Origin of the sequence: Rhodococcus sp. CH91 (assembly GCF_022554085.1) — a bacterium.
Lineage (GTDB): Bacteria > Actinomycetota > Actinomycetes > Mycobacteriales > Mycobacteriaceae > Rhodococcus.
On record NZ_JAKFYR010000002.1, the window covers coordinates 56672 to 68278 of the forward strand.

Consider the following 11607-nt stretch of genomic DNA (forward strand, 5'->3'; position numbering starts at 1 on the left):
TGCTTCTCTCGAGCTGATGGATTCTCGCACGGAACGCGCAGGTCACCCGAGGTTCCCGCACGGGTGGAATCGAGGCGGAAGCTGTGAGGGAAATCACTGTAATGCGACAATTCCGGCATGCGATACGAATGGTCCTTCGGAGCGCCGACGGCCGGGTACCGTCGCGGATGGACACAGGCCGACGCCGAAGGGGGGGGCGAGGCATGACCGGCAATCCGAAGATCTCCGCTGCGGCCATCGCGTCCGGATACGAGGTGATCGGTGAGGCACTCGAGCTGGGAACGGTCGTACTGGACGGCGTCGCCGATCCGTACGCTCCGGTACGCATCCCGCTCGCGACGCTCGACCGGCACGTCCTCGTCGCCGGCGCCACCGGCACGGGCAAGACCGCGACATTGCAGGTGGTGGCGGAACAGCTGTCGTCGGCAGGGATCCCGGTCGTGATGGCGGACATCCGGTCCGACCTCTCGGGTCTCTCGGCCGCCGGAGAGCCCGCCGAGGCCGTGCTCACCCGGGCGGGCGATACCGGCGACGAATCGTGGACCCCGACCGGATATCGGGTGTCCTTCTATTCGCTCGGCGCCGACGGCGTCGGTATCCCGGTCCGCGCCACCGTCACGTCGTTCGGGCCCATCCTGCTGTCGAAGGTTCTCGGACTCGAGGCCGACCCCGAATCCGTCCTCGGTCTCGTCTTCCGCTGGGCCGACCGCCACGGGTTTCCGCTGCTCGACCTTGCCGACCTGCGCCAGGTCATCCGGCACCTGACGAGCGACGAGGGGCGCGGCGAACTCGTCACCCTGTCGCCCGAGTCCGTCGCCCCGATCCTCCGCGCCGTCGCCGACCTCGAGAGCACAGGAGGTGCCGGGATCTTCGGGGAGCCGGAACTCGAGATCGAGGACCTGCTGCGGGTGATCGACGGGCACGGCACGATCCATCTGTTCGAGTTCGGCGCTGCCGCCGGTCGCCCCGTCCTGTACTCGACATTTCTCCTGTGGCTGCTCGCGGATCTCTTCCAGGTCCTGCCGGAGGTCGGCGACGTCGACAAGCCCCGGCTCGTCCTCGTCCTCGACGACGCCCACCTGCTCTTCACCGACGCGTCGGAGGCCTTCCTGCAACAGGTCGAACAGACCATCGATGTCATCCGTTCCAGGGGCGTCGGGCTGGTCTTCTGCACGCCGCTACCCACCGGCATCCCCGGGAGCGTGCTGGCGCGACTCGGCGCGCGGGTGCAGCATGCCCTGCGCACCGACACGCCCGAGGACCGGCACGCGCTCGCGGAGGTCGTGCGTACCTTCCCGGAGACGGACGCCTACGACCTGACGGAAGCGCTGGCCGGGCTCGACACCGGCGAAGCCATCGTCACGGTCCTGTCGGAGGTAGGTGCGCCCACACCCGTCGCCTGGACCCGCCTGCGCGCACCACGCTCCCTGATAGGGACGGTGGGGGAGAGCGCGATGCGCGCATCGGCGCAGGCGAACTCGCTCTACGGCAAATACGGTCGCGTCATCGACCGGGAATCGGCTTACGAGAAGCTCACCGCGTCGGTCGTGGGGGCGACGGACGTCGAACCCGCCTCCGAGCTCTCACCGGACACCGCGACCACGGGCGAGCCGTCCGTCGTGGAACGGGTCCTCGGCAGTGCGGTGCATCGCAGCTTCCTGCGATCGTCGGCGTCCACGGCCGGACGAGAGATCGACCGGAGCCTGTTCGGCGCGGGCCGTCGCCGACGGCGGTGAGAACGGGCCGTCGCCGACGGCGGTGAGAACGGCCCGTCGCCGACGGCGGTGACGTTCAGTTGCCGCCGAGCTTCTTGTAGAACGCGCCGGCGATCGGTGCGGAGATCGAACGCGGAGCGAACTGCCCCGCCGCAGACATCGCCTTGCTGATCACACCGGGAACGATCCGCATCCGGTTCGCCGCGAGCGCATCGAGCGATACCTTCGCTGTGTGTTCGCTCGAGATCCACAGGAAGTCGGGCACGAGCTTGTCGACGATCGACGCCTCCGCGGGATCGGGCTCCTCGGTACGCACCGGGCCGGGTGCGAGCAGCGTGACGTGCACACCGGTGCCCTTGAGTTCGCCGCGCAGCGACTCGGAGAAGGTGTTGACGAACGCCTTCGTCGCAGCGTAGGTGGCATTGTTGGGAATCGGCATGTTGCCCGCTGCCGAACCCACCATGAGGATCGCGCCCGAATTCCGTTCCACCATTCCGGGAAGCACCGCGAGCGTGAGGTCGTGGACGGCGACGGCATTGAGTTCGACCTGCGCGCGCTCGTACCCGGGGTCGAGCTCCGCGACGGCACCGAAGGTGGCGATCCCGGCGTTGTTGCACAGGATGCTGATGCGGCGGCGGCCGAGTTCGTCGACGAGGGGTCTCCGCGCGTCGCGATCGGACAGATCGCACGCGCGCACCTCGACGGTCACGCCGTGCTTCGCGCGCAGGGTTTCGGCGAGGGCTTCCATCACCTCGCCGCGACGGGCGACGAGGATCAGCGAGTGGCCGCGGGCGGCGAGCTCGGTGGCGAGGGCCTCACCGATGCCGGAGGACGCTCCGGTGACGACGGCACGGGCATCGGGATGGGGATTCGGCAGAGTCACAGTGGGTCAGCGTAGCGGCAGGGCTTTCGGGCTCTCCTACACAGCCGGGCAGCATTGTGGACTCGGGTGGTGCCGCGAACTCGCCGGAAGCCTAGGCTCCGGAACATGACCGAGTACACGCGCACGGCGGGTGAAGCAGGCCACGGCCAGGCCGCGACGCGTCGTCAGGTCCTCGCCTGGGGGCTGTGGGACTGGGGCTCGGCGGCGTTCAACGCGGTGATCCTGACGTTCGTGTTCTCCGTTTATCTCACCGATTCCGTGGGCAAGGACCTGCCCGGGGGTATCTCGGCGAGCACCTGGCTCGGCTGGTCGCTCGGCATCGCCGGGTTCGTCATCGCGGTCACCGCGCCGGTGTTCGGGCAGCGCTTCGACGCGGCCGGACGGCGGAAGTGGTCGCTCGGTCTGCTCACGGCAGTCACCGTCACCGCGATGGCGGCGATGTATTTCGTTCGCGACGACTACCACTATCTGTGGCTGGGCCTCGTGCTGCTCGGTGTTGCGTCCGTGATGTCGGAACTGGCGCAGGTTCCGTACAACTCGATGCTGCGGCAGGTGTCGACGCAGGAGAACATCGGCCGGGTGTCGGGCTTCGGCTGGTCGATGGGCTATTTCGGCGGCATCGTGCTGCTGTTGTCGTGCTACGCCGGGTTCATCGCCGGCGACGGTGACAGGCGGGGGCTGCTCGACGTGCCGACCGCGGAGGGCACCAACATCCGGCTCGTGGCCCTGCTCGCGGCAGTGTGGTTCGCGGTCTTCGCCGTGCCCGTGCTGCTCTCCGTACCGGAGAAGCCCGTCACGAAGGCGGACGTCACCCGCCATGCCGGTTTCGTGGAGTCCTACCGGGTGCTGTGGGGCGATCTTCGCGAGTTGTGGCGGACGGATCGTCGCACCATCTGGTTTCTCGGCGCATCCGCGCTGTTCCGGGACGGTCTCGCGGGTGTGTTCACCTTCGGTGCGGTCCTCGCGGTCACCGTCTACGGGATCGGGACGGGAGATGTTCTGCTCTTCGGTGTCGCCGCGAACGTCGTCTCCGCGCTCGGAGCACTTCTGGCCGGGCGGGTGGACGACAGGATCGGGCCCAAGGCCGTGATCGTGGGTTCACTCGTCTCGATGATCGCGACCGGCATCGTGCTTCTCGTGGTCTCGGGACCGGGGATGTTCTGGATATTCGGTCTCGTGCTGTGCCTGTTCGTCGGTCCGGCACAGTCGTCGGCGCGTACCTTCCTCGCGCGTATCACCCCTCCCGGCCGGGAAGGACAGATGTTCGGTCTCTACGCGACGACCGGCCGCGCGGTGTCGTTCCTCGCACCGACCCTGTTCGGTTTCTTCGCATGGTGGTTCGGTACCGACCGGGCCGGGATCGTGGGGTTGCTGGTCGTGCTCGCCGCCGGTCTGGCAGCGCTGCTCGCTGTGCGCTCTCCGGAGATGTCCCCGAGATCCTGACCGTGCTCAGTCGCCGAGTTCGGCGAGCACCCGATCCGCGGCGTTGTGGTGGCCGGCAGCGTTGGGATGCAGCGGGATCGCGCCGGCGGTGACCTGCAGACCCTCCATCCACCGATTGTCGGGATCGGCACACGCGTCATGCCCCCGGGTCGAGTCACGAAGGTCGACGTAATCCACACCGGCGGCCTCGGCCTGCTCACGCATGACCGTGTTCAGCCGGTCGATCTTCGCCTGTAGATAGGTCGCATCGTCCGGCCAGATGCGTTGCTGCGGGAAACAACCACCGTCGCGGATCCCGGTGGGGTACCCGACGAGGACGATGCGGGCATCCGGGGAGCGACGCCGGATCTCGTCCACCACTGTGTCGTAGGTGGGAGCGAAGGTGTCGATCGCCTCGTCGAATCGGTCGGTGCCGCCGGCGGTGTTCGTGACCGCACACGACGCGCCCTGCGGTGGTGCCGCCAGATTGACGCACCCGAGTGCCAGTTGGACGAGACCGATGTCGTTGCCACCGATGCCCACGGTCACGAGCTCGGTGTCGGTTCGGAGCGCGTCGTACTGGGGAGGCACCGTCGCGCCCCCGAAGGTGGTCTGCGGGAGCGTGAAAGCGGTCGAGTCCGCGGCGCTGCACGAGACGTCGACGAAATCGGTGATCGCGAGTTCGGCGGCGACGAGCGTCGGATAGTTGCTTCCCGACCGCCCGCACGGGTCGCCCTGGGTCTGTGGAGGGATGCCGGGTCCGGCGGTGAAGGAGTCGCCCAGCGCGACGTACGAGTCGTAACCCTCCAGTGGGGTCGCCTCCGGGGTGTCGGCGGCACACCCGGCGGTTCCCGCCATGACGAACACCACTGCGGCGCATGCGCCGAGGCCCGATCTGCTGAACAGTGCCGGAATGTGCACGGAGGACCTCGACTTCTCCCGGGGTGCGTGAATTCGAGGCTACATCGGCGCCGGCCGGCGCCGCGGCATCACGCCTTGAAGTACACCACCTGATGGGAGGTGGCGAGCAGCGCGCCGTCGCGTCCCCACAGATGCGCGCTCTGATCGAAGAAGCCCTCTCCGAAGCGGTGGGCGCGCGCGGTGGCGAGGAGAGGCTCGGTGCCCTGAGCGGCCACGGTTCCGGCACCGGCGTGGTAGTAGATCGTCAGGGAAACCGTCCCGGCGGGCACGGCCTTGCCCAGACGCAGGAACGCACGCGGATAGAAGATGTCGCACATCGCGGTCAACGAGGCGAAATCGAGAGGCCGGGCAGGGACGTCGTCCACCCACAGGGTGGAGGTGGAGTCGGAGTTCTCGGCACTTCCCTCGGCGGGGACCGCACCGTCGGTGAACCGCATCCGGTAGTTGCGCGCCCATGCGATGTAGTCGGGAAGCGGCGTCGGTTCGATCGAGTCGGCGACGGGCACAGCAGGTGCGCTCACCTCTGTCGACGACCAGGTGGGACGGCGCAGGCCGAAGACCGCTGTCGCGGTGGTGGTGACCTCCCCGGCCTGGGCGAGTTCGACCGACCAGTGCTGGGTGGAGCGGTTCGTGCGCACCGGCCGCACCGTGATGTCGAACGGCCCGTCGGCGATCGGACCGGCGAAGTTGACCGTCAAGGAGATCGGGCTGCCGAGCACCTCGGGATGCCGTTCGATCGCCCGCAGCACGGTTGCGGCGGTGACGCCACCGAACGGTCCGACCATGTTCGCGTAGGCCGGGTGGGTGTGCCCCTCGGTGTGGTCCTCACGGACCGGGAACAGGTCGACGGCGGCGTCGAAGGCATGTGTGGTCACCGAGGTGTCGGTCATGGCAGGGCTCCTCGAAGCAACGGGGTCGTTCGCACTGGGCGACCGGAGGTCGCGGCTACATTCTTGCGCGACATGCTCGGATTGTCGTCACGCGGTTCCGCGCCGTCGTACGGCATCCGCAACCTCGCGGGGCGCCTCCTCCGGGATCCAGTGCGAGACGTCCGGGAGAACCACGAATTCGTAATCGGCATCCACGAATTCGCCGCACCGCTCGGCGCCGGCCCGTGCGATCGCCGTGTCGCCGGTGCTCCAGATGTAGGTGGTGGGCACCCGGACGACAGGAGTCGCATCCAGATCGCGGGTCATCGCTCGGTACCAGTTCAGGGTGGCGGTGAGCGCACCGGGAGCCGCCAGCGTCGCCACGTAATGATCGACGGCATCGCGGCCCACGCTGGGCGCGAACATGGCTCGCAAACGTCTCGCGTCGTCGGCGAGAAGGAGGTTCTCCGCCTTGCCCTCCTCGCGGAACACACGGATGTACGACGCGCGTTCGCGCTGGTCGTCGTCCTCCCGCAGCGCCCACCCGTAGGCGGCGAGATGGGGAATCGACAGCGCAGTGAGGGTCGAGATGCGGTCGGGATGGTGGGCTGCGAGATACCACGCCACCGCCGCTCCCCAGTCGTGTCCGACGAGGTGCACCCGGTCGATCCCGAACTCGTCGAGCAGGCCGAGTACGTCCCCGGCGAGGGCCGGCATGCCGTAGTGGTCCACTCCCACCGGCCGGGCGCCGGGAGAGTATCCGCGCTGGTCGGGTGCGACGACACGGAAACCGTGCTCGACGAGCAGCCGCGCCACCGACGTCCAGCTGCGCGAGGTCTGGGGAAAGCCGTGCAGGAGCACGACGGGGGTTCCGTCCGGTGGGCCTGCCACGCGAACGTCGAAGGTCAGCTCGTCGTACCCGGCGGGCCCGGTCTCTGCCATGGGAACCACGTTACGGAAAGGCGCGTGCCTCCGACACGATTTCCCGTGCGCGCCGGTCGCGGCAGGGAGTTCACCGCGGCTTCCGGGTCGTGCGCCCGGGTTTCCATGCCGCTGTTCCGAGCAGGATCAGGCGCATCTGCTTCTCTCCGCGGGTGACCACGTCCGCTTCCTGCTCGCTGCCGGCACGGTCGACCGCGAGCAGATCGAGGACGAAATCGAGCATCGCGGTCACCAGGAGGTCCGCCGCCATCTCGAGGTCGTCGAATTCCCAGTTCTCGAGTCCGGGCGCGCGGCCCAGGTCGGCTGCCAGTTCGCTCGTCAGCAGACGCAGTTCGACGGAGATCGCGGATGCGACCTGGGGTAGCCCGCCGTGGCGTTCGCGTGCCAGGAAGCGGAAGGCCGCCTTGTGTGCCCGCACCTGCTGGACCAGGACGTCCAGAGACTGGCGTGCGCCCGCAGGGCCGGGTGTGCGCCGCGCCTCCCGTAGGAGGCGACGCAGCACGCGCATCGTGTCGGCCGCGAGGGTGACACCGAGTTCGTCCATGGAGGAGAAGTGCCGATAGAACGCCGTGGGCACGATCCCCGCGTGACGGGCCACCTCCCGCAGGCTCACGGCGCCGAGCCCCCGGTCCGCGGACAGGTCGAGTGCGGCATCGAGAAGTGCCTGCCGGGTGCGTTCCTTGCGTTCGGCGCGCGTTGCCGGGGTAGGGGCGGAGGCTGTGGACACGCCCCGAGTCTAGGCACCACCCGGCCGTCGTCGTGGATGCATCTGTAACCGCCGTCACATCCGGGTTGACAGATAGGTGCATCCGGCTGTCACACTGATTTCAGTGCACACTCGTTCACTGAGCACGCAGAGGTCTACCGAAAGGCGGACAGACATGATCGTGCATGACCTCCCGAGCTCCACCACTCGACCGCGTTCGCTGCGGAAAGCACTGGTAGCTGCCCTGGGAGTGCTCTCCTATCCGCACCACCCGGACCGCTATCTCGAACTCGCGGATCCGCTCCTCGTCACCTCCGCGAATTATGCCCGGATTACGGATGTCGACCGAAATGCCGTCGGCTCGGTCACGATCACGGTGCGGCCCGCACGGCCGTGCCGGCCTCTCCCCGGTCAGCACGTGACGGTCTCGGTCCGCGTGGACGGTGTGCGGTACACGCGCTGCTACTCGCCGACCGTCCTCGACGCCGGCACCGAGGAGCGCCCCGACCTCAGGTTCACCATCGGTCTGCACCCCGAGGGCACCGTCTCGCGGCATCTCCACGACCACGCGGAAGTCGGAGGCGTCGTCGAACTCGGAACTCCTGCAGGCGAGTTCGTACTTCCGCATCCGCGTCCCCGGCGACTGCTGTTCGTCGCCGCGGGATCCGGCCTGACCCCCGTGCTGTCGATGCTCAGCGGTCTCGTCGCGGAGGGATACGACGGGGCCGCGGTCCTGCTCTACTACACCCGCACGCCCGAGCACGTCCCCCGGCGCGACGAACTCGACGCCCTCGCGGCCCGGCCGAACGTCGAGATCGTGCACGTGCACACCCGTTCCGGCGAGGGGCTGCTGCACGGGCGGTTCGATCGGGCTCATCTCACCGCCGTCGCACCCTGGTATGCCGACACGCCGGCCTATGTGTGCGGACCGCCGGAACTGCTCGAACAGATCCGCGAGGTCTACACCTCCCACGGTTCCGGGACGATGGTGAACAGCGAGGAGTTCGCCCTGCGGACACCCGCCGTCTCCCCGGGTGAGGCCGGGGGAGAGGTGTCCTTCGCGGCATCCGGGATCGTCGCCGGGAACACCGGTTCGACACTGCTCGAACAGGCGGAGTCCGCCGGACTCAGCCCCGAGCACGGTTGCCGGATGGGTATCTGCCACAGCTGCACGGCCATCCGGTTGTCGGGCTGCACGCGTGACGTGCGCACCGGGGATGTCGATTCGGAGCCCGGCCGACGCATCCAGATCTGTGTGAATGCCCCCGTCGGCGACGTCGCCGTCGAACTCTGAGTGGACCGAGCCACCGGCACTCCCCGAACCCTTTGGAGGACATCATGTTCGGATTGTCCCTACCTTCTCTTCCGTCCATTCCGTTCCTGCCGTTCCTGTCGGGACGCCCTGCCGCGGCCGATCCTGAACCGCTCGTTCTCGACCGGGAGAGCGTCGAGAAGATCGGGCTCGAACTCGACGCGCTGCGTGAGGAGACTCTGGCCTCGCTCGGTGACGACGACAGGGAGTATCTCTACCGGGTCATCAAGGCGCAGAGAGGATTCGAGGTAGCGGGTCGCGGCCTGTTGTTCCTCGGATTCTTCCCGCCCGCCTGGGTGGCCGGCGTCGCGGCGCTGAGCGTGTCGAAGATCCTCGACAACATGGAGATCGGGCACAACGTGATGCACGGCCAGTACGACTGGATGCGTGAACCCTCCCTGAACTCCCGGGTGTTCGAATGGGACACGGTATGTCCGTCGGATCAGTGGCGGCACTCTCACAACTACATGCACCACACGTACACCAACATCCTCGGCCAGGACCGCGACATCGGATACGGCATCCTGCGCATGGACCCGGCGCAGAAGTGGCATCCCTACTATCTCGGCAATCCGGTCTACGCGACCGCCCTCATGCTGCTGTTCGAATGGGGCGTCATGATGCACGATGCGGAGGTCGACCGGATCGTCGCCGGTAAGCGTTCGTGGCGCGAGGTGATCCCGGTCGCCAAGGGCTGGTGGCGGAAGGCGGGGCGGCAGGTACTCAAGGACTACATCGCCTTCCCGCTGTTGAGCGGTCCGCTGTTCGTGCCCACACTGCTCGGCAACGCGACCGCCAATCTGGTGCGCAACGTGTGGGCGTACTCGATCATCTTCTGCGGGCACTTCCCGTCCGGTGTGCAGTCCTTCACCGAGGAGGAGACCGCCGACGAGACGCGTGGTGAGTGGTACGTCCGGCAGATGCTGGGCAGCGCGAACATCTCCGGGACGCCCCTGTTCCACATCATGTCGGGCAACCTCTCGCACCAGATCGAACACCACCTCTTCCCGGATCTCCCGGCGCACCGCTATCCCGAACTGGCGCCGCGCGTGCGCGAGTTGTGCGACAGATACGGCCTGCCGTACAACACCGGGGGTTTCACCGAGCAGGTGGCATCGGTGTGGAGGAAGATCTTCGTGCTCGCGCTCCCGCCGAGCTGGTCGCCTTCCGAGCCGGAGTCGCCAGTGGTGATCGAACGGCATCGTTCCGCCGACTATCCGTTCGAGGATGGGGGTACCCTCGCCGACGACACGACAGAGGGGGCCGAGCATGGTCGGAAGGTTCGAGCGTAACAAGGACACGATCCAGGAGGTCACCGAATCCGCGGCCACCCGCGTCGGTGCCATCGCCGGAATCATCGCCGGTGCCGTCCGGGACGTCACGCGCGAGATCGGTGAGTTGATCAGCGATGCGATCGAGATGCGCGAGGCCGCCCGCGCCGCGCGCGACGACGAGGAACGCGAGGAAGGGCCGGCGACGCCGGAGCCGCGTCGGCCGGCCCCTCCCGAGGACTGACCGAGCGGCTCACGGACGGATCGTCGTGGAGGTTTCGCGTGCTGCGGGCACCTTGGTGACGAGGGTCAGCAACACCGAGACCAGGGCGATGACGCCGATGGTGGTGTAGGCGAGGGTGTAGGCCTTCTCCTGGCCGATCAGTGCCGAGGCGACGATCGGGCCGATGATGCCACCGAGGCTCCAGCCGATGAGCATCAGTCCGTAGATGGCACCGGCATTGCGGACACCGAAGAAGTCGCCTGCGGTGGCGGGCATGGTGCCGAAGGTGCCGCCGTAACACAGGTAGACGATCGCGGCCAGGATCGAGAACAGCACGATGCTGTCGGCGTGGGGCAGCACGATCAGGCACACGCCCTGGAGCACGAGGATGGCGGCGAAGGTCTTCATCCGGCCGAGATAGTCGGAGATCGCCGCCCACACGATCCGTCCGGCTCCGTTGAAGATCGCCAGCACACCCACCAGCGACGCCGCGCCGGTGACGCTGAAGCCCGCGATGTCGGTCGCGCTCGGCTTGGCCTGGGAGATCAAGGCGATGCCGGCGGCCACACTCAGGGTGAGGATCGCGGTGAGCAGGTACCACTGCGGCGTACGCAATGCCTCGCCCTGGGTGTACTCCTTACCTCCGGTCGCTCCGCCGCCGGCGGTGACGGGCTCGAAGCCCGGCACGGTGTAGCCCTCGGGAGGGTTGCGGAAGATCGCCGCGCCGAGCAGGGACATCACGAGATAGGCGAGGCCCAGGGGAAGGAACGCGCTCGTGGGATCCTCGGGATTCCGGTTGATGAGCCACTGGGCGACCGGGGAGGTGAGCACCGCGCCGAACCCGAAGCCGCCCACCGCGAGCCCGGTGATGAGTCCGGTCTTGTCGGGGAACCACTTCTGCAACATGGCGATCGGGACGATGTACGCGAAGCCGAGCCCGAAGCCGCTGATGACGCCGTATCCGAGGATGAGCAGCCAGTAGTCGTCGGAGCCGTCGGTGAAGGAGGCGAGCAGAATTCCCAGGGCGTAGATGACACCGCCGACGAGCGCGACGAGACGAGGGCCCTTCAGATCCTGGAGCCGGCCTCCGGCGTAGGTGCCGAGGAAGATCATGCCGATCGTGACGGTGAAGGGGAGCGAGGCCTGAACCTTGCCGAGCTGCCAGGAGTCGGCGCTCTCGAGAGCCCCGCCGAAGACCGACCAGGCATAGACCGCGCCGATCGAGAACTGCAACAGCAGCGCACCGGCGACCAGCAACCACCGGAAGGTCCCCGGCGGTTGTCCGTCCGGTGCAGCGGTGCTGCGTCGCTCGTGCGTGCCCTGGTCGGAGTCCATGCCGTTCT

11 protein-coding genes are annotated in these 11607 nt (G+C 67.9%); 5 read left to right on the forward strand and 6 right to left on the reverse strand.

Features of this window, described 5'->3' with window-relative positions:
- The first annotated feature begins 203 nt into the window (after positions 1 to 203).
- Complete coding sequence (locus tag MOM01_RS03885; RefSeq protein ID WP_241384097.1) at positions 204 to 1736, forward strand: helicase HerA-like domain-containing protein; 1533 nt, start codon at positions 204 to 206, stop codon at positions 1734 to 1736.
- 55 nt (positions 1737 to 1791) lie between these two features.
- Here the strand turns inward: MOM01_RS03885 and cmrA are convergent, their stop codons facing one another.
- Positions 1792 to 2598, reverse strand: a complete 807-nt coding sequence (gene cmrA / locus MOM01_RS03890) for a mycolate reductase (protein WP_241384098.1) — start codon at positions 2596 to 2598, stop codon at positions 1792 to 1794.
- A 69-nt stretch (positions 2599 to 2667) separates the two neighbouring features.
- On the opposite strand from cmrA, the gene MOM01_RS03895 reads away from it, so the two are divergent.
- Positions 2668 to 4041: an MFS transporter gene (locus tag MOM01_RS03895; protein WP_374112266.1), complete on the forward strand. Its 1374-nt coding sequence runs from the start codon at positions 2668 to 2670 to the stop codon at positions 4039 to 4041.
- Between the two features lie 6 nt (positions 4042 to 4047).
- Here MOM01_RS03895 and MOM01_RS03900 read toward each other — a convergent pair whose 3' ends face one another.
- The 4 genes from MOM01_RS03900 to MOM01_RS03915 all read right to left on the reverse strand — a co-directional run bounded on the left by MOM01_RS03900 (position 4048) and on the right by MOM01_RS03915 (position 7479).
- Entirely contained in the window at positions 4048 to 4878 is an 831-nt protein-coding gene (locus tag MOM01_RS03900; RefSeq protein WP_374112267.1) for an SGNH/GDSL hydrolase family protein, read from the reverse strand.
- Positions 4879 to 5009: 131 nt separating this feature from the next.
- Entirely contained in the window at positions 5010 to 5831 is an 822-nt protein-coding gene (locus MOM01_RS03905; protein WP_241384101.1) for an acyl-CoA thioesterase, read from the reverse strand.
- A gap of 87 nt (positions 5832 to 5918) precedes the next feature.
- Complete coding sequence (locus MOM01_RS03910) at positions 5919 to 6752, reverse strand: alpha/beta fold hydrolase (protein ID WP_241384102.1); 834 nt, start codon at positions 6750 to 6752, stop codon at positions 5919 to 5921.
- A 70-nt stretch (positions 6753 to 6822) separates the two neighbouring features.
- Entirely contained in the window at positions 6823 to 7479 is a 657-nt protein-coding gene (locus tag MOM01_RS03915) for a TetR family transcriptional regulator (protein ID WP_241384103.1), read from the reverse strand.
- A 154-nt stretch (positions 7480 to 7633) separates the two neighbouring features.
- Here MOM01_RS03915 and MOM01_RS03920 point away from each other — a divergent pair, with 154 nt between their 5' ends.
- The 3 genes from MOM01_RS03920 to MOM01_RS03930 are packed head-to-tail and all read left to right on the forward strand — an operon-like array spanning position 7634 to position 10285.
- A complete protein-coding gene (locus tag MOM01_RS03920) occupies positions 7634 to 8752 on the forward strand; it encodes a ferredoxin reductase (RefSeq protein ID WP_241384104.1) in 1119 nt (372 codons plus the stop codon).
- Between the two features lie 44 nt (positions 8753 to 8796).
- On the forward strand, positions 8797 to 10062 hold the full coding sequence (locus MOM01_RS03925; protein ID WP_241384105.1) for a fatty acid desaturase family protein: 1266 nt from the start codon (positions 8797 to 8799) through the stop codon (positions 10060 to 10062).
- Positions 10040 to 10285, forward strand: coding sequence for a hypothetical protein (locus tag MOM01_RS03930; RefSeq protein WP_241384106.1), 246 nt, complete (start codon positions 10040 to 10042; stop codon positions 10283 to 10285). The genes MOM01_RS03925 and MOM01_RS03930 overlap by 23 nt, the downstream gene beginning before the upstream one ends.
- Positions 10286 to 10294: 9 nt before the next feature.
- Here the strand turns inward: MOM01_RS03930 and MOM01_RS03935 are convergent, their stop codons facing one another.
- Positions 10295 to 11599, reverse strand: a complete 1305-nt coding sequence (locus tag MOM01_RS03935; protein WP_241384107.1) for an L-lactate MFS transporter — start codon at positions 11597 to 11599, stop codon at positions 10295 to 10297.
- Positions 11600 to 11607 lie beyond the last annotated feature (8 nt).